Genomic DNA, 18,479 nt, shown 5'->3' on the forward strand with positions numbered 1-18,479 from the left:
ACTGTTCGCGGGCCCGGGGCCGGACACACCCTGTGTGGGGCCGCCCCACCAACACCGCCACACCCCAAATATATCAATATTTTTTCGCGGGCCCCGCGGGGGCGCCCGCCCCCCCCCGGCTGCTCGTGAACCGCGCCCGGTCTTCTTCGGCAGGCTTCAGCGATCTTGCCCCGTTCGGCTTCCCGCCCCTGGCGCGGGGCAGCCTGTCGGCTGCTACTGGCAAGTACCTGGTCGGGTGCAGGCGGGGACGCCCACTCTTAACAACGGCTTCTTCAAGTATCCCCGACAATCGGCTGCTATGCGTTGGATGGTCATCGCATGAAGTTGATCAGAACATTCCTCCGATTCGGACACCTCCCCGCCCAAGGGTTACAAGGCCCACCCCTCTAATCGATCCGGGTCGACTCGCCGTGCACCGCCGTCGTGGAAAGGGCGCCCGAGGCGCCCTTCATTTCAGATCGGCTGTCAGCAGGGCCGCCTTCGCGTTGCGTATCAGAAGCGGTAGGTGACACCTGCGCCTATCAACCACGGATCGAGCGCAGCCTTCCCCGTCAGCTTCGCGCCGTCGACCGTGACGTCAAAGTCTGGCTTGAGGAAAAGCTTCTTCACGTCGAAGTTGACGCCCCAGTGCTGATCCACCATGTAGTCGAACCCGACCTGCAGCGCGGCGCCGAACGTGTTCCTAACCTTGAGAGCGTCGGCGCTGCCGACATCCTGGTTATAGAATATCGTGTAGTTCACGCCGGCACCAACATAGGGCTTGAAAGCGCCGAAATTGGTAACATGATACTGCAATGTGAGCGTAGGCGGCAGCAGCCAAACCTTGCCGATCTTGCCCAGCCCGCCGATCGCTCCTTGGCCCCCGATGTTTGCATAGGTGGTGCCGAGTATGAGCTCGGCGGCGATGTTGTCCGTGAAGAAATAGGAGATATCGAGTTCCGGCGTCACCGTGTTCGAATAGGAAAGATCGGAGCCGGGCACTGCTTTGACGTAGCCCGAATCCTCAGTGACGACCCCCAACGCACGCAGGCGGATCTGCCAAGGGCTTGGCGCTTCCGTGACCGAGGCGCCCGCCTGCGGGACGCTCGCGGCTTGCGCAAGGTCCGCCGCGACGGCCTGCTGTCCCATCACGATGAGGAAAACGGCCGCTGTTACTCCCCGTGCCGCGCGCATTTGGTTTCTCGCCATGATATTCTCTCCTTGCTGTTTAGAAATGATGCACTGAACTACGAAAAGTCTTGTTCGAATTGCGTGATTGGCGGAGCGCTCATGCGCAGTTTGCGTGGGACCGCGCACCCATTATTTGCGCCGTGCTCGCAATCATCGACCTGTACTCACTTAGAAGTAAGCGGGATAACCAAAGGCCTGCAGCTTTGCGGCCGTCTTACGCGCGTGACCCGGGTGGGACGCGGTCGTCCCGCTTCGTGGTGGCGAGCAGGATCGGCGGATAGGCGGCAAGGGTGGTCCCGGCGCCATAGTAGTGCGGATTTCCGGCATCTTGCCAGAATTGTAGAGGTACTGACCGCGGCGCGTGATCACGGGAACCTTGTCAGGACGGTCGAAGATCGCTGTCAGGGCCTCGTGGTCGCGATCGAACTGTGTTCCACCGAAGTGCCTCAGGGTCCTGGCAGACTGGCTGGCGGCCCAGGCAAGTGTCTGTTCTCCTTCTACATCTTCGAGCCAAAGATGGGGATCATCGTACGGAGCATTCAGCGTTGGGCGGAAATCGAATACGGTCATGTCCGGCTAACCCGAAGAGTGATGTCGCCTGGAAAACAGGCGCAAAGTCTTCCGTCGGCCCGGGAAAGCTCAGTTTTCGCGGCTGCGACCGCATGTTCGGCGAGCTTGATCATGGCATGATTTCTCCTCTGTCCGTGCCGCAGCGCGTTTTGCGGACTGCTTTGCAGGTGTCGTGCCAAATGAAAAAATCATTTCAGAACAATGCGATCACCCTGATGGCGCTGTGTCTCATGTCCGACATCGTCGAAGATCCGACAACGAATGCAGCCGTGACCGCCTGAGAGAACCTCCTGTGCGAGCTCGGTGGGCACGGCGGAATAGCAATGAAGCTCACCGCGAAACTGGCCGAGCTTCAGATCGACATCGGCTACGGGGCGATCGACGACCACTACGTCGCCGGTGCCGGGCGCGGCACAGCCTGAGGACTCCGCGGCGGCGATCATCGAATAACTGCGTTTACGACGGCTCCACCCTGGCCCACCGGTGGGCGCGCAAAAGACTGCTTTGCGGCCTCATCCCTCCGCCTGGATTGAGTCGCAGGAACCGAATGGCGCATGTGCTTTTGGAACCGGCAGAGTGGTCAGAACGCAATTCTCCTTCCCGCTATCTTTACAGAGATTCGACAATCCAGTTGGTGAAGGTCCCAGATCGCGCAATCATTGATGCGCTCAGGTCTGGCCCCATCCGCAACCATGTCATCAAGAGCATCGATCCGACACCAACACAGAGAATTGCTTCCTCATGAGAGAGGCGTCGCGGCGGACATGAGATGCGTCACTCTTCATGATCGCCGCCTCCGAGGATGTCGGGATCGAGCCAGTGCAACGGCACGATAGGGCGAAGGATTTGGCAGCTCTTGCAACTGCCGACCTCGATGGGAGACGGCATATCGCGATCTGTCCGGCAGAGACACCGGGTTATGCACTGTCCGTTCATGAAGGCTTCGTGCTGGTCTCCATGAGAAGTATTCTGGTGCAGAAGGTGCCCGATTAGCTATTCGGAAAAGGCGACATCGACGTGCAAATCGGGCGCCGCCGGTGGCGTCCCCCCTCAATGTCGGATTTCCGACAGGATCGCAAATCCGCCAACCCGCTGTTTAACAAGGTTTTCCTTCTCTGGCACGGCCCATGCACGGGATTCTGCGAACGCATCAGCGAGACGTCGTCCATGATCATGCGCACCGAAAACCGTCGCCGCAGAAAAACCGCGCTCTCGCCTGCCATCAAGCCGGCGAAAGGCCGGCGCGTCATGGTCGAGGCGGGCGACTCGGCCGGCTTCAAACACCTGATGGGCCTGGAAAGCGTCTCGCGTAACGGCGAGGCGGTCATCGAGGCGGGCGGAAAGGATATACGTTGATGCCCCCAACCCACGTCCCCGGCATGACCCGTCGATTGTCACCGCGCTGGAATGCTCGGGTCTACATTCGACAACCCGCAGGACAATTCTCGCAAATCCGGTCGGCACCGGGGATCGAAACGTCCGCGAGGGGGCCAATGGCTATGGCCGATACTAGCCGCGAACAAGCCGCCTAGTGGGAACATTCTATAGGAGGAAAGCCAAGTGGAGTTATCTTGCGTTGGGGTCGGTGCTGGGCCGTCCAATTTGAGCCTCGCGTGTCAGATACACGAGCAAGTTGGGCAAGGGGCACTGTTCCTGGATCGGCAGGTCGACTTCCGCTGGCATTCAGGCATCGCTTTTGATTCCTCGGAGCTCCAGGTCAGCCACTTCAAGGATCTGGTCACGCTGGTGAATCCGCGATCAGCCTACACTTTCGTAAACTTCCTGCACGAGAAGGGGCGTCTGTACCACTTCCTGAACGCACAGTTCGAAGCCGTGCTCAGAGTTGAGTTTGAGCAATACCTGAACTGGGTCTTCCAAAGGAACCCACTTGTACGTGGCGGCGAGACGGTGCGCGAAATCCGATTTGACGGCGAGTTCCGGGTGCGGACGGATAAGGCGGTTCTCGGCGCCAGAAACCTCGTGGTCGGCATTGGCAAGCAGGCGCAAATTCTGTCTCAGTTTCAGGGCTGGACTGGACGCAACCTGTTCCACTCATCTGTTTTATTGCACATCCATCCTGAGGTGCGGAGAAAGCATGTCTGCGTGGTTGGCGGAGGCCAGTCGGGAGCCGAGGTGATGTTGCACCTTGTCGGCCTGCCGAAAGAACGGCGGCCTGCCTCGATCACTTGGGTCTCGCAGCGTGAGAACTACCTGCCTCTCGACGACAGCCCGTTCACAAACGAGTTGTTCATGCCCTGCTTTTCGGATCGTTTCGCGGCGATGAGCGAGTCGCAGCGCAAGCTGCTCCTGCGGCGTTTCGTGCTTGCCTCGGACGGCATTTCGGAAAGTACATTGCGCGCGATCTATCAGGCGCTGTACCGCCACGCATTTTTCGAGCCAAACCGATGCGACATCACACTGCGGCCGGGCTGCACCGTCTCGCACTGCATCAACGCCGGCGCGGGTCACAGACTGACCCTGCAGCACGGCATGGACGAGGTCGAAGAAGTCACGGCTGACATCGTCATCCTGGCCACCGGTTACGAGAACGCGGTCCCAGACTTCTTGGCACCCATCGCGCACCGGCTGGAGCAGATCGACAATGAATTAGCTATTCGCGAGGATTTTTCGGTGAGCTGGGACGGACCGGGTGACAGACGCATCTTCGTACAAAACGCGAGCCTCGGGCAGCGCGGCCTGGCCGATCCGAACCTAAGCCTGCTGGCCTGGCGCGCGCGCCGCATCCTCGATAGCCTTCTTGGGCGCGCGCCATGCGCGAACCCCGAGCATCCGGGCTTCATCAGCCATACCTCGATCGAGCGCTGGCCCGACCCCGTAGCCGAAGAAATGGGCAGCGGGATATGACTCGTAGACTTCTGATTATCGGCGGTGGCATCCTAGGAATGATGTCCGCCTCCGCTGCGCCGAAGGCCGGAGGCTTCTCCGAAATCATCGTGACCGAACAAGCCCTTGGACCAAGCGGCGCATCGCATTATTCTGGGGGCGTGCATTTCCCCTACGGTTGTCAAGACCGTACCAGGTCGCTCACTCGAAAGAGCGCCGTGGTCTTGCCGGCCATGGCTGGGTCGGCGGTCAGCGGATGGTGCCGGCCTTTAGCAATGCGTGTCGTGGCTGGACCGGGTGAAGCGATTGATCCGGCCCAGTTTACGGAACCCCTGGACCCGGCTGAGCCTGACATAGGCAGTCTCGCGCCGAGCTTCTGCGGGCAATATCCGCCGGAGCGGAACGCACTTAGCATCGCCGTCCCACATGACGTGAGTCCGTCTCTGTGGACCCGCAACTTGACCAGCGCCCGACTGCCCTAATTGGGATGTCCGACCAACCAGTCTTTCCAACAGGAGGCTTTTCGTATGTTGACTGATGCACAAAGAGAAAAGTGGCAGAAAGACGGATACGTCAGGCTCGAAAGGTTCTTCGCTCCGGCGGCTCAGGAAGATATCTCTATTTTTGTCGAAGATATGTCACGCTGGGATGTCAGCGATGATAAATGGCTCATGTGGTTCGAGAAGACGACGGACAATCGAAAGATCATCTCCAAGATCGAGAATTTTCTCGACTTCCATGATCCATTGCGTCGTTTGCTCTTAGAAGATCAGCGCATACAGTCAGCGGTCGAGGATTTGCTTGGCGAAGATTCGCGCAGGCTCAAGGAGCTGCTGATTTTCCACTACCCCGACAGCGGCGGCTATCTCCCGCATCAGGACATTTATCACATTCCACACAAACTCCCCGACCGGATGGTCCATGCGGTGGTTGCCATAGGCATCGACGACTCCGACCCGGAAAACGGCGGGCTTTTCTTCAGCCCCGGCAACCACAAGAAGGGGGTGTTTCCCATGGATGCCGGTGGGGTGATCGATCCTCAAGTCGCCGAAATGTTCTCCTGGGAACCCGTAGTATGGAAGGCTGGCGACATCTTCATCTTCGACGATTACGCACCGCACTACTCACGACCGAACAAAAGCAATCGCTCGCGGCGGACACTCTACTTGGTGTTCCAGCGTGCTTCAACCGGTGGACCGACCCGCGCTGAATATAACGTGCTTAAGCGCGCCCTTAACCCACCCGAGGGCAAAGTGGCCGATCTCGACAATCTCAAGCCCCCAAATGGCATTTTCTATCGCGATTGAGCTCACGCAGCAAGGCGGAGGCATGCACACGAAACTGATCGGCCGCTCGAAAATGCGCGGAGAGTATGGCGTTCTGATTTGCGGGCTCGCGGAGCGACCGCAGCCCGTTACGACGCTTCGGCACGTGGATTATGGAGGTGGTCGCAGGGCGGTCTTCTATGACGCCTACAGCCCGACTGGCGCCCCCCTCGTCGCCCGCCTGGCGGCCCAGAGCCGCATTATTCTGGCCGGGGCCGCCAACGGGTTGGGCTGCCGCTTCTCTGCGCAACTTGGACAAGAGGCTGTTGCGTTGGCAGCCGAAGATCCCACGGCTTCAACAGCTTAGGTTCGTTGTCATGCGCAAATACACGTTTTCTCGAACGGAGCTGTCGCGGGCGTTCGGTATCGACATGGCCACGCTTGGAACGGGAAGCGTCGGCACGGGTTTTTCGTTCGGTAGGCTGGCACCGGGCGTTACATCCGAGCCCCATCGGCACGACGAAATCGAGGCCTTCGTGGTCCTGTCTGGCGCGGGCAAGGTCACGATCGACCGTGGGGAAATCTCGGTCGAGGCGGGCGATGTCGTTCTGTTCCACCCTTTTGAAGCGCATGTGCTGCGCAACGATGGGGACGAAGACCTAAATTTCGTCGATGTCTACTGGCGAGACGGCGAGGCCGCCCTTGATGCCGCTGCAAAGACCACGGCTCCACGCGGGCCGATCTTCGTCTTCTCCACGCCGCCAACGCCAAATGGCGATCTGCATCTGGGACATCTTTCTGGCCCCTATTTCGGCGCCGACGTCTATACTCGTTTCCTGCGCATGAAAGGAGTCGAAGCATATCACCTCACTGGAAGCGATGACAACCAGAGCTACGTCACGATACGCGCCGATGCCGATCAATCGACGCCTGCAAACGTGGCGCGCTACTACGCCGACGAAATTCGCGCCACGCTTGCACTTCTCGATTGCGACGTCCACAGCTTCCAACCCACAATGGGCGATGACGGTTACGGCGAGTTTCAAGCCGCGTGTTTCCGGAGTCTTCTGAGCAGCACGGCGGTAGATCTGCGCCAGAGCCCTGCGCTTTTCGATGCTGTGACAGGCCACTATCTTTACGAGCCGGATGTTAGCGGCCTCTGCCCCGATTGCGGGGGCTCCGCCGCTGGCAACATCTGCGAGGAATGCGGCGCCCCAAACCTTTGCCACGACTTGGGTGCAGCCCGGTCACGGCAGTCTGCCGAGGCGCCGCTGGTCGGCTCCGTCCGCCGCCCGGAACTTGCCTTGGACCGATGCTACGACAATATCGACCGGCATCTAAGGGCGTCGGGCGTCCCGCTACGGATCTTAGATCTCTTCGCGCGCCTACGCCGACGCGGCAACTTTTCAGTGCCCATTACCCACCCCTCGGACTGGGGCCTGCCGGCCGAAGGGTTCCCGGGGCAAGTGATCTGGGTCTGGCCGGAAATGGCCTTCGGTTTTCTTTACAACATCCAGGCGCTCGGCCGCTTGCTGGGTCGCGACTGGAAGGCGGAGATGCCCGGCAACGACTGGCAGATTGTCCATTTCTTCGGCTTCGACAATTCGTTCTACCACGCGCTACTCTACCCCGCTCTTTACGCCGAGGTCTTCTCCCACTGGACGCCACGCATCCACTATCACGTCAACGAGTTCTACCTGCTCGACGGCAAGAAGTTCTCAACCAGCTGCCGCCATGCGGTCTGGGGCAAGGAGGTTCTGAGCCCAAAGACAGTCGACGTCGTGCGCCTCCATTTGGGCCTGACACGCCCGGAAGGTGAGCGGACGGATTTCACGCTGGACGCGCTGCGCCGCACCGAGAACGAGGTGTTCCAAGGGATTTGGCTGAACTGGCTTGATGCGTTGGACCAGGAAATCAAGCAGGATTTTGCCGGCCGTGTACCCGATGCAGGCGACTGGAGCCCGGTCGACCGCGCCTTCTTTGCTCGGATAGAGATCTATCGCGCGGCGATGGAGCGCGCCTATTCGGACGAAGGCTTCTCGGTCCGGCGCGCGGCCGCTCAGGTCTGCGATTTCGTGCGCGATTGCGTGATCTACCGTGGGGCGCGAGACTATGAGGCGGCGCGACGTTTCTATCCCGCCCGCAATCGGACTTCGCTAGCCCTTCAGACGACGGCCGCTGCGATCCTGGCACCGACACTCGCTCCGCTGATGCCCCGCTTCGCCAGAACGTTGGCGCGAGGCATCGATGGCGTCTCAACCGAAACATGGCCCCGGTCCGTCCAGCGCCTTGCGCCCGGGACGCGCTTTGATCTCGGACCCGTGTTGGTGTTCTACGCCAAATCCGGCAATCCTCATCTCGATGAGGAGGAAGCACTATGAGCCCAAAGGTGCACCAGTGAGCTATCCCAATCTCGACCAGATCTGCGCGGCAATCAAAGCCGATGATGCCAAATATCTTTACTCGCTGTCACTGGCGACCGAAGCCGCTATCAGACGGTAGAGACCAGATTGGCGGACCTGAACCAACGCATCGTCGACACCCTGGCCCGCGCCTTCGAGGACCGCTCGGCCGATCGCTTCCCAGCCCTTGCTGTTTCGTGCCGCAAATGCCGTGTGGGCTCGACTGCGCTGACCAACCTCTTCGGCATCGCGGGATTTCCGTCCTCCAGCCGGTCAAGACTGACATGCGGTTCGAGCCGCTTGGTCAACCTGGCGCGCCCTGGATCGTGCGCCGATCACCGGAAATGTCGAATGCGAATGCCTGCCTGATGGTATCTTCGATTGTGTCCGAGCCTGTACTGGCGCGGCAGTCGGCCGAACAACAACTGAGCTACTGAAAATCGGAAGGTAGCAGGTTCAAAATTCTGCCCCAGAAACCGGATATTGCGCACAACCAGCGTTCACGATCGCGATGGTGCACAAGCTTCCAACCAGACCCGCGCAAAGACAGCCCGTCGCCTGAAGATAGTCGGCGAGGGCCGCCAAATCCCTCGCAAGCGTATGCTCCGTCACATGCACGCCGTCTTCGCCGACAATGCAGACGCTTGTCTCGTCGAGAGATAAGTCCAGCCAGGGTGCTCCTTCAGGATTGCGTGTTTGCTCGGGTACGGAGCCGCCCCTCAGTTTTCAATCGAGGAGCGATCCTACAATTCACATATTTGGAGATCGCTCGCTAGGTTACCCGGTCTGTGAACCCTGCAAGCCGAAAATTCAGATGCCGCCCATGCAGAGATATTTCATTTCTAGGTAGTCCTCGAGGCCATGGCGGGATCCCTCCCGCCCGATGCCGGACTGTTTTATCCCACCGAACGGCGCCGCTTCTGAAGACATCCGGCCGGTATTTACCCCGACCATTCCATATTCCAAGGCCTCGGCCACACGCCAGACATGCTTCAGGTTGGAGGCATAAAAGTAGGCCGCGAGGCCGTAGATCGTGTCGTTGGCCTCACGCACGACCTGATCCGCATCTTTGAAGCGAATAATCGGTGCCAGCGGCCCGAATGTCTCTTCTTGCGCGACGGTCATCTCGCTGGAGACACCGGTCAGGACTGTCGCTTGGAAAAACGTGCCATTCGTGCCGATGCGTTTGCCCCCGCATCGAATTGCGCCGCCTTTGGCGACGGCATCGGCAATATGGGATTCGATCTTGGCCAAAGCGTGCTTGTCGATGAGCGGTCCGATGTCCACTCCGGGAGCGAAACCGTCCCCAACTTGAAGTTGGCGAGCCCGTTGCACGAATTTCTCGACGAACTCGTCGTGAACGCCCGACTGGACGTAAAGGCGGTTCGCCGAAACGCAGGTCTGGCCGGCATTGCGGAACTTCGCCTGGATCGCACCGTCAACCGCGGCATCGATATCGGCATCATCGAAGACGATGAAAGGTGCATTGCCGCCGAGCTCAAGGCTGACTTTTTTGATCTGATCCGAGCACTGGCGCATGAGAAGGCGCCCGATCTCAGTCGACCCGGTGAAGCTGATCTTGCGGACCTTGGGGTTGGTACAAAGTTCGCGGCCGACCGCGTCACCTTCGGACGCATAGATCAGGTTGACGACGCCTTCGGGAAAGCCAGCCTGATGGGCGAGGGCGAACATTGCTCCCGCCACGAGCGGCGTCTGTTCAGCGGGCTTGAGGACGATCGTGCAGCCCGCCGCCAAGGCTGGCGAGATTTTGCGCGCCACCATTGAGGCCGGGAAATTCCATGGCGTTATCGTGCCAACAACTCCGATGGGCTGCTTGATTACCAGCATTCGGCGGTCCATCGATGGTGCGGAGATCGTCTCGCCATAGACGCGATTGGCCTCCTCGGCGTACCATTGCAGATACGCCGCAGCATGCGATATCTCCGACTTGGCTTCGGCAAGCGGCTTGCCCATCTCCGCGGTGAGAATCGCGGCGAGATCGTCGGCGTGGTCCATGATCAACTGATGCCATCGCCATAGAACGTCGCTGCGCTCACGTGCGGTCAACCCTGCCCATCCAGGCTGCGCGACATAGGCCTTGTCGATCGCAGCGCCTGTCTCCTCGACACCCATGTCGGGTAGTTCTGCCAGCACTTCGCCAGTCGACGGGTTGAGGACCTCGAATGTCCGCTCGCTAATCCGCGTGCCAAGTGCCGGCAGGCGATCAATGGGTCCAAACAGGTCGGGGGATCTCAGGTGACGGATCATCGGCAGGCACAGGGGCAATACCGGATTCCTCCTCAACGCAGCAGGTATATATAGCAGGTGCGGTGTGTACTCCGCGACGTCCGGGTTCCTTATAGGGCCTCGGCCAGACAGCTGGTAGACCACGGTACCCACCTGGAAAGGGAGAATACCTGAATACGCTAGAAGATGCCTCGCGGTTCTACTAGTCGAACGATTGAACAACGGACATCGGCAGCTTCGCCAGCCGCGCGGAGTGGATGCTGGTGGCCTGCGCCTACAATCTGCGGACCACGAATCGGCGACTCTGTTCACTCGAAGAGAGGCTGGCCTGAGGAGGAGCGCACCCCAATAATGACGCCTGAACCGGCAAATGCCTGGCAAGGCCCGCGAAAACCGCTCCTCGCGGCTTTAAACAGATCCCGTTTACCGGGCGAGCGCCCGCAAGATGAGAAAGAGGGTGGAGAGGAACAGGGTGGCGAAGGCGCGCCGAGGGAAGATCGGCCGGCGCGTTTGCATGGGGATGGAGCTCATGATCAATTCCCCGCCTGTTGCTGCGGCAAAAGATAGCCTGTGGTCGAATGGTCGAGCACCAGATAACGCGCGGCGACCGTCTTGACCTCGTCGGTGGTGACCTTGCGGATGCGGTCCGGCCTCTCGAGCACGTCCTTCACATTGCCACCGGTGGTGAGCGTCTTGCCATAAATGTTGGCGATGTGGCCCAGCTCGTCGTGCGCAAAAATCACCGAGCGGATATAGCGATCTTTGGCCTTGTCCAGCTCGTCGCTGGTGACGCCATCCTTGGCGATCCGGGCGACTTCGGCAACGGCCGCCGCTTCGAGATCGACTAGCTTTGCATCGCCGCGCGGCGAGCCGGAGATGGTGAAATTGGTGTCGTCTAGCATGGTGCCCTGGAAGGAGGCGCCGACCGCCGAGGCTATGCCTTGCTTGACGACAAGCTCCTGATATAGCCGGCTGCGGTTACCGCCGCCGAGGATCTCGGCCAGCAGGTCGAGCGCCTCGGCCTCGCCGGGCTCTGCCGTATGATAGGACGGCACCACCCATTGAGTGGAAAAGCTCGGCACCGAAACGCGCGCATCGGTCAGCGTCACTGTGCGCCTGGTGTTCTGCTCCGGCTCGACCGGACGGTGGCGCGGGGGCAGGTCCGGCCCGCGCACAACCTTGCCATAGGTCTTCTCGGCCAGCGCCTTCACCGTCTCAGGCTCTACGTCGCCGGCCACCACCAGCACGGCGTTGTTCGGTCGGTAGTATTTGTTGTAGATGGTGAATGCGTCGGTGCCGTTCAGCTTCTCCATCTCCTGCATCCAGCCCATGACCGGAATGCGGTAGGGCTGGTTCTGCCGCAACGTCGCGTTGACCTCCTCGTCCAGCAGAGCATGCGGGTTCGTCTCTCTGTGCCAACGGCGCTCCTCCAGGATCACGTCGCGCTCGGTCTTGATATCATCGTCGTTGAGGATGAGGTTGAACATGCGATCGGCCTCGAAGCCCATCATCTCACCCAACGCCGAGGGCGCCACCGTCTCGAGGAAGGTGGTGTAGTCATAGGCGGTGAAGGCGTTATTGTAGCCGCCGATCGCTGAGACGGCTCGGTCGAACTCGCCGGCGGCGTGGTTGGTCGTCGCCTTGAACATCAGATGCTTGAGGAAATGGGCAAGACCGGATTTGCCGGGTGGCTCGTCGGCGCTGCCGATCTTGTACCAGAGCATATGAGTGACGATCGGCGCGCGGTGATCGGGGATTACGACCACTTCCATGCCGTTGTCGAGCAGGAAATCCGTCACCTTCCCGCCGTCGGTGGCGGCCAGAGCCGGAGCGGTCGTCACCAGGGCCAGCGCGGTGGCAATGAACGCCCTGCGCAGCCAGGGGGACGATCGATGGCTGCGGTTGTGGTGGTGGCTGGTCGAAAGGCAAGGTTCGAGGCAAAGTGATTTGTTCCTCATTTTGATGAAGTCGCTGCGTCCCCGTCTCCCCGCGTGGGAGGATCGGGGGGCAGCGGCGAGCCAGATGAATAAGCTCTTCACGGGGCCAGGCCTTACTCGAGCCTCATCTTTGGATGGACCCAGGAGACCTGCGGGAGTATTTCTCGGTGAGGTGATCATGGGACGGGATTCTCCTTGGTCCGCGACGCCTTGCGGATGACCAAGCATGCACCGTGCCAGATCAGAAAACCGTTCGAGGCAGTGGACAAATAGGGCTCTGCCATGTTGCGCATCCGACATTGTCGGACATCGGACAGGGCCGAACGCGACGCGCGCGGCTGAGAATATCTTCTTCGTTCGGAAGACGATTGGGCGCGCTGCCGGGGAGGGGTATAGGATGCGCTTCGAATGGCCGCTGCACTGACGGTGAGAATGGAGATGTTGGTCGCCCCAGCGGGACCCTGTCCTCGACAGCCAGACCGGGTCGATGCTGAAGGGCAGAGGCGTGAGCAGCCCAGCCAACTCGAACCCGGAGCCTGCTCGCGCGCTAGGACGGATCTGATCCAAAAATCGGCAAGTTGGGCGATATCCGCGAGGCGCTGGAAAACGAAGATCGTAGGATTCGGGCGGGAAAAAACGATGCGGTCGCGCGCTTCTGGCGTAATGCGCCTGCCGCGAGGCCGTTGAGCCTGATGAGTTGCTGCGGGAAAGGGGAGTGTTTGCGCGGGACCTTGGTCAAACGTAAGAAACAACCGTCGAGCTCGCCGTAGAGGGGCATGCAGGCACGTCTGTCGCTGGAGGACAGCAGCACGGAAGCTGTCCGCGCTTGCCGTCGTCGCTGGGTACCAAACAGGAGAATTTGGCGGTCGCGGTCGAATTCATCTGCGCAAATACCGACTGGCTGTGCTCGGTTTGCCGGCGAACAGATTTTGCCTTCTTTGCGGCTGCAAACGCATCCCTGGCGGCGTGGTCCCTTAGGTCAAGAGCATCGGGTGAGTAACAGCCTGATCCTGCTCAATCTGATACGCGCCAACCGCCTCGCCGGATTGTGGAACCGCTCGCGGGTAGCTTCTACCACAAACAGCAAGGTCATGAAATCAAGTAGGAAGTCGTCGATCGCTTGGGCGATTGTTTCTGACTTGCCCTTGAACTGGTCCAGCAAAACGCGCGCGTTATCGATCGCTTCCACGCTGGTGGCATCGATCAACCCCTCGACCCTCTTGAAACAATCCAATTCGAAACTCCTTCAAGCGCTTGCCAAGCCGTTATGCACGAAGGTAGCTCCGTGAACTACCCGGCCTTTGACCTGGCGGCACGAGCAGCGGTCGGCCTTACGTCCCGTGCCTCCAAGCACCAGCCCTAGACGTGGCGCTGAGGAGCGTTGGAAGGATCGGGCGCTTGCGGCCATGCTCGAGCGGTAGTGTAGGACAGTGCTTGCTGGCGACTACGGCCAAAATGGAGTGCGCCAGCTGATCGGGGCTTAACAATTTTTCGCTTTTTGCTGCGCCCAAGTCTCGGCTATGAGTCAGGCAGGCCTAATGGCCTGCCCGACGTTGCAATTGTTAAGGAGGAACACGTATATGCCTACTGGAACGGTAAAGTGGTTCAACAGCACCAAGGGGTTTGGATTTATCCAGCCCGACAATGGCGGTCCGGATGTTTTCGTCCACATTTCCGCTGTCGAACGCGCGGGCCTCTCTACCCTCGCTGACGGCCAGAAGATCAACTATGAGATCGAGCAGGATCGCCGCACCGGCAAATCCTCCGCTGGCAGCCTCAGCAAAGCTGGTTGAAATTTTCTCCTGCGTCCTGGCAAGAGTGGGCGCGTAGGTCCGGAGGTCCTCACGGCCGCTCGATAGGAGCGAGCAAAAACTGAGGGCAGCAGATTGCTGCAGGCGTCGCGAATTCCTCATGAAACAAAAAAGGAAGGCGGGGTTGGCCCCGCCTTTTTATATGACGATATGACGCGCAGATTAAGCCGATGGCTGCAACGCTCCAGAACGAATCTCCATTGCCGAAATCAAGCCGCGACCTTCTTGCGGGTTCGCTTCGTCGGCGCCGGCTCCGGCGCTTCCGGCGCTTTCGGTTTGCGGCCGAGCCCCATTGTCTTGGCCAATGACGAGCGCGCCGCGGCGTAGTTCGGCGCGACCATGGGATAATCCGCCGGCAGGCCCCATTTGGCCCGATATCCATCCGGCGTCAGCCCATAGTGGGTCGACAGATGGCGCTTTAGCGATTTGAATTTCTTCCCGTCCTCAAGGGAGATGATGTAGTCCGGTGTCACCGACTTCCTGATCGGGACTGCAGGCGTAAGGGCAACCGGCTCTTTTGCAGAGACACCTCCGGCCGTCCCTTTCAGAGCCGCGTGCACTTGGCCGATGAGGGCAGGGAGATCCCCCACCGGGATCGGATTGTTGGAGACATAGGCTGAGACGACATCGGCCGTGAGCTCGATGAGGGTGTCGATGTTTTTTTCGGCTTCTTCTGTCATGAAACTCTCCAGGCGGCGTGAAACACAGTCGGCGAAGCGTCGCTTCATAGTGGCGGTCTCCGCTGAAAGCAACCAAGGTCTCGACAGGATTATTGCCGTGCTCGTCCAGCAGCGAGATCTATAGCGCAGTATCGCGCCGTCATGACCGTTGATGCGTTCCGTTGTTGGCGACCTGCCGCGGTGCTTGCGCATTTTCAGGCGCGTCTCGGCCGTAAGCTTTGCGCCAAAATGACCAGTAATCTCGAAACGAAGCGGGCTATTCCTGTTTCGCCATCCTCTCTTTGGCTGTGAAATCGGTGGCAGAGCAGTGGCCGCTTCCTGGTGGCGCGTGGAGGAACTATCAAGCGTTGATTCGCAATTGGTCGAAACGATGTAGATTCATCCGGTGAGCCGCTCTCGCAGCAGGATGTTAGGGATTGGACCGCGGGTAAACCGAGGACATCACGCCGCTGCTTGCTATTGAACCGCTACCGCTGTGACAACACATTCCGCAATGGTGGGCGGGTGTAGAGGAGGCGCCTTACGCAAACTAGCGGTTCAGCAGGTCGGGAGGAACGAATGAGCTCAGGGACTTTCAGCAGCCCACTTTTCGTAAGACGTCCAGCGCACATCGTGCAAGAGATTGCCAGTCCTGCGGATGCTATCGATTTTCCTCAACGAAGGGCCAGAAGATCGCAGAGACCGGATCTACGAAGCCGCCCTCAGGGCGTGCTTTGATGCATACAACGGACGAATACCTGCGAGCGCAGCGCGCAAGACTTTTTTCCGCTTTGGGGAACAGGTCGCCATATTGGAAGATGCAACCTCCGCGATGCAATGGCTCGCTGCCTGCATGTCGGGCAGTGGAAAAGCGCAAGTATAGGCGTCGCAGCCGTATGTGACGCTGGAGCGGGTACGCCGACGAGGTTATTGTATCGAGATTTCGCCGGCATCTGGAGCGTACTATAGCGAACAAACAATATTTTGGGCCCCTATGGCGATGTTATCTTGTTGTATTTTTAAATCAACTTCTCGCGACAGGACTGCAACGCTTCCGATGTGAAAATCACTGCATGGGACTTGGTTCTCTCAAATTTATGATGGTAAATTGCCGTGTAGTTATTGCAAAGAAGTTGTCCCATTGAAGCAAGATGATAACGAAGCCAAAATTGTGCTCCATCGTCTGCCAATATTCGCTCGATGGAGGCTATAGGCCTCACAAGCTAATCAAAACAGCTACTTGGGCGCCCTTTGAAATTCGTTTAATTTCGCTCACCCCAAACGGCCCTCCACAGTCGAAAATAAGATTGTCCCGCAAAGGGTGCTACAAGACGCGATCGCGGATCGTTTGGGCCAACGTCGATCTGGCGAAGGCCCGGAAATCGAGCAGGACCTGCAGCGGAACAGATAACCGGCCCCCAACCGAAATCTGACACGGCGGCGGACCCGATTTCTTCTTGGTAGAAGGCGCAGAGAACCGGAGCACGGCTCCGGCGCCGAAGGTTGCCGAGCAGGGATCCTCCTCCTCCTCCCTGAAGTCCAATCGAGAAGAGCGATCACTTCCAAGAGGGTCCCAGCTCTGCCGCGAAAACAGGTGTCAGACCCCGGTCCTCTCCCGCAGCTGATCTAGCGCAGGGCGTTCATGGGCTGCGTATCCCAGAGTGGCTGCGTGCACGACGCAGAGAGATCATTTATGAAAATCCTACTCAGTACGATGGCTGTTCCGTTGCTGGCAGCCACCGCTTTTGCTGCGGATTCGATCCCCGCAGACCTCAGAGAAACGGCACTGGCCACCTTCAGGGCCTTGCCATCCACCACGCCGGCAGTCGCCAATAACCCGATCACCCCGGAGAAGATCGCTCTCGGCAAGGCCCTGTTCTTCGATCCACGCGTCTCGGCGTCAGGCGTCTTGTCGTGCAACTCGTGCCACAACCTGGCCACCGGCGGCGACGACAATCATGAAACCTCGATCGGCCATGGTTGGCAAAAGGGACCGCGCAACGCGCCGACTGTACTGAACGCTGTCTTCAACATCGCCCAGTTCTGGGACGGTCGTGCCGAAGACCTGAAGGCTCAGGCGAAGGGACCGGTCCAAGCCGGCGTCGAAATGGCCAATACACCGGGTCAAGTCATCGCCACCCTCAAGTCGATGCCGCAATATGTCGATTGGTTCGATGCAGCTTTTCCGGCTGAAGCCGATCGCGTCACGTTCGACAACTTCGCCGAGGCAATCGAAGCCTTCGAGGCGACACTGGTCACGCCGGCCCCCTTCGACGGCTTCCTCAATGGCGACGAGGCTGCCATGACTTCCGAACAGAAACAGGGCCTGGCGCTTTTCATGGACAAAGGCTGCTCGTCCTGCCATGCCGGCATCAACGTTGGTGGGGAAGCCTATTACCCATTCGGCCTCGTGGAACAGCCCAGCGCCGAGGTCCTGCCGGAAAAAGACAAGGGCCGATTTGCGGTCACCAATGCAGCCGACGATTCCTATGTTTTCCGCGTGGCGCCGCTGCGCAACGTTGCACTCACCGCGCCATACTTTCATTCGGGCAAGGTTTGGGATCTGAAACAGGCCGTTGCCATCATGGGAACCACCCAGCTTGGCGTGGTACTGGCGGACGAAGAAGTCGACCTGCTTGTTGCCTTCCTCAACTCGCTGACCGGAAAGGCACCCGAGGTCGCCTATCCCATCTTACCCGCCGAAACGGCGACAACACCCCGGCCTATAACGCAGATTTTAGGAAAATAAACGGCCAGCTGACTGCAGAACATCGCAATTGACAATTATTGCGACTTTTACTGGACGAGACGAGTCGCGACGTCCATGAGAACGCAAATGGCTCGTTTCCAAAGTGCAGACACTGCTTCCGTCACCAGCTCGTTGCGATGGAATCATGTTTGGGATCTGGCGTGCGACATGCCAAGGATGGCGTCTGACGCATGAGGCTCGCGCGCTGTCGATACCGCGCGGCGGCCGGCCATCGCGCTGGCGGCCGAATTGCCGCGCGCCGAAGTGATCGGCCCCCTTAGGGCGAATGGGCAGCCACTCCGTCCTCCATGTCCAGCGATTCTTCGACTGCTTCCGGATTCCGGGCGATGGTCCAAAGGAGAGTATTCGCCGCTGCATCCGGTTTCGAGCGACCTTGCTCCCAGTTTCGAAGCGTTGCCAGATCGAGGCCATACCTCACGGAGAATGCCTCCTGAGAGAGCTTCGTGCGATCCCGGACTTCGCGAACACTTATCGGCCGCGGCGCATGAACCTTCGCGATCACGCCTGCGGACGACAGTTCATTCTTCAGTTCCAATAGGTCGTCGACGCAAGGAACCGTCACGAACGCCTTGCCGTGATCGACCATCTCCGTGAGTATCGCGTGGGCCGTCCTGAGCGGCAGCTGTCTCTTAAGGAGAATCCGGGCGGCCTCAGGAGTATTCGCGCCGTGAAGAAAACTGAGGCTCAGTCGGACGGGAGAGCCTGACGACACCGGGACGACGTCCCGGGTTCGCACCCGTTGTCCGTACCGCTCCATGAATTTCGATTTAGTCGACATTAAGCTTCTCCGCGATCACTCGACCG

16 protein-coding genes are annotated in these 18,479 nt (G+C 59.5%); 9 read left to right on the plus strand and 7 right to left on the minus strand.

Translation table 11 applies throughout. The features are described 5' to 3' along the window. Window positions 1-492: 492 nt before the first annotated feature. Both NKJ15_RS27720 and NKJ15_RS27725 read right to left on the minus strand, forming a co-directional pair. A complete protein-coding gene (locus NKJ15_RS27720) occupies window positions 493-1,173 on the minus strand; it encodes an OmpW/AlkL family protein (protein WP_031260882.1) in 681 nt (226 codons plus the stop codon). Window positions 1,174-1,338: 165 nt separating this feature from the next. Beyond that, the gene (locus tag NKJ15_RS27725) at window positions 1,339-1,740 is read right to left on the minus strand and encodes a hypothetical protein (protein WP_352753643.1); all 402 of its coding nucleotides are present in this window, start codon (window positions 1,738-1,740) and stop codon (window positions 1,339-1,341) included. Between NKJ15_RS27725 and NKJ15_RS33110 the strand changes: the two genes are divergently transcribed. The 6 genes from NKJ15_RS33110 to NKJ15_RS27755 all read left to right on the plus strand — a co-directional run bounded on the left by NKJ15_RS33110 (window position 1,716) and on the right by NKJ15_RS27755 (window position 8,230). Further along, on the plus strand, window positions 1,716-2,021 hold the full coding sequence (locus NKJ15_RS33110) for a hypothetical protein (RefSeq protein ID WP_502906959.1): 306 nt from the start codon (window positions 1,716-1,718) through the stop codon (window positions 2,019-2,021). The genes NKJ15_RS27725 and NKJ15_RS33110 overlap by 25 nt on opposite strands. A 502-nt stretch (window positions 2,022-2,523) precedes the next feature. Further along, window positions 2,524-2,733: a hypothetical protein gene (locus tag NKJ15_RS27735; protein WP_352485074.1), complete on the plus strand. Its 210-nt coding sequence runs from the start codon at window positions 2,524-2,526 to the stop codon at window positions 2,731-2,733. A 174-nt stretch (window positions 2,734-2,907) separates the two neighbouring features. Beyond that, on the plus strand, window positions 2,908-3,096 hold the full coding sequence (locus tag NKJ15_RS27740) for an iron-sulfur cluster assembly accessory protein (RefSeq protein WP_352819002.1): 189 nt from the start codon (window positions 2,908-2,910) through the stop codon (window positions 3,094-3,096). 246 nt (window positions 3,097-3,342) lie between these two features. Next, window positions 3,343-4,605, plus strand: a complete 1,263-nt coding sequence (locus NKJ15_RS27745; RefSeq protein WP_352819005.1) for a lysine N(6)-hydroxylase/L-ornithine N(5)-oxygenase family protein — start codon at window positions 3,343-3,345, stop codon at window positions 4,603-4,605. A 506-nt stretch (window positions 4,606-5,111) separates the two neighbouring features. Beyond that, on the plus strand, window positions 5,112-5,891 hold the full coding sequence (locus NKJ15_RS27750; RefSeq protein ID WP_352819008.1) for a phytanoyl-CoA dioxygenase family protein: 780 nt from the start codon (window positions 5,112-5,114) through the stop codon (window positions 5,889-5,891). Between the two features lie 284 nt (window positions 5,892-6,175). Next, entirely contained in the window at window positions 6,176-8,230 is a 2,055-nt protein-coding gene (locus tag NKJ15_RS27755; RefSeq protein ID WP_352819011.1) for a class I tRNA ligase family protein, read from the plus strand. Between the two features lie 831 nt (window positions 8,231-9,061). Here the strand turns inward: NKJ15_RS27755 and NKJ15_RS27760 are convergent. The 3 genes from NKJ15_RS27760 to NKJ15_RS27770 all read right to left on the minus strand — a co-directional run bounded on the left by NKJ15_RS27760 (window position 9,062) and on the right by NKJ15_RS27770 (window position 13,642). After that, window positions 9,062-10,519 carry an NAD-dependent succinate-semialdehyde dehydrogenase gene (locus NKJ15_RS27760; protein WP_352819077.1) on the minus strand — a complete coding sequence of 486 codons (1,458 nt, stop codon included), beginning with the start codon at window positions 10,517-10,519 and terminating at the stop codon, window positions 9,062-9,064. 512 nt (window positions 10,520-11,031) lie between these two features. After that, entirely contained in the window at window positions 11,032-12,456 is a 1,425-nt protein-coding gene (locus tag NKJ15_RS27765) for a M16 family metallopeptidase (RefSeq protein ID WP_352819013.1), read from the minus strand. 958 nt (window positions 12,457-13,414) lie between these two features. After that, window positions 13,415-13,642, minus strand: coding sequence for a hypothetical protein (locus NKJ15_RS27770; protein WP_352473851.1), 228 nt, complete (start codon window positions 13,640-13,642; stop codon window positions 13,415-13,417). A 373-nt stretch (window positions 13,643-14,015) separates the two neighbouring features. On the opposite strand from NKJ15_RS27770, the gene NKJ15_RS27775 reads away from it, so the two are divergent. Next, window positions 14,016-14,228 (plus strand): cold-shock protein, encoded by a 213-nt coding sequence (locus tag NKJ15_RS27775; RefSeq protein ID WP_023679670.1) that lies wholly within the window; start codon window positions 14,016-14,018, stop codon window positions 14,226-14,228. Window positions 14,229-14,455: 227 nt separating this feature from the next. Here NKJ15_RS27775 and NKJ15_RS27780 read toward each other — a convergent pair whose 3' ends face one another. Continuing rightward, on the minus strand, window positions 14,456-14,926 hold the full coding sequence (locus tag NKJ15_RS27780) for a Ros/MucR family transcriptional regulator (RefSeq protein WP_352684092.1): 471 nt from the start codon (window positions 14,924-14,926) through the stop codon (window positions 14,456-14,458). A gap of 637 nt (window positions 14,927-15,563) precedes the next feature. Here NKJ15_RS27780 and NKJ15_RS27785 point away from each other — a divergent pair. Both NKJ15_RS27785 and NKJ15_RS27790 read left to right on the plus strand, forming a co-directional pair. After that, window positions 15,564-15,788, plus strand: a complete 225-nt coding sequence (locus tag NKJ15_RS27785; protein WP_352708458.1) for a DUF982 domain-containing protein — start codon at window positions 15,564-15,566, stop codon at window positions 15,786-15,788. A gap of 810 nt (window positions 15,789-16,598) precedes the next feature. After that, window positions 16,599-17,654: a cytochrome-c peroxidase gene (locus NKJ15_RS27790; protein ID WP_352819079.1), complete on the plus strand. Its 1,056-nt coding sequence runs from the start codon at window positions 16,599-16,601 to the stop codon at window positions 17,652-17,654. Between the two features lie 277 nt (window positions 17,655-17,931). On the opposite strand, the gene NKJ15_RS27795 is transcribed toward NKJ15_RS27790, so the two are convergent. Beyond that, the gene (locus NKJ15_RS27795; RefSeq protein WP_352819016.1) at window positions 17,932-18,453 is read right to left on the minus strand and encodes a helix-turn-helix domain-containing protein; all 522 of its coding nucleotides are present in this window, start codon (window positions 18,451-18,453) and stop codon (window positions 17,932-17,934) included. Window positions 18,454-18,479 lie beyond the last annotated feature (26 nt).

Origin of the sequence: Mesorhizobium sp. M0207 (assembly GCF_040321995.1) — a bacterium.
Lineage (GTDB): Bacteria > Pseudomonadota > Alphaproteobacteria > Rhizobiales > Rhizobiaceae > Mesorhizobium.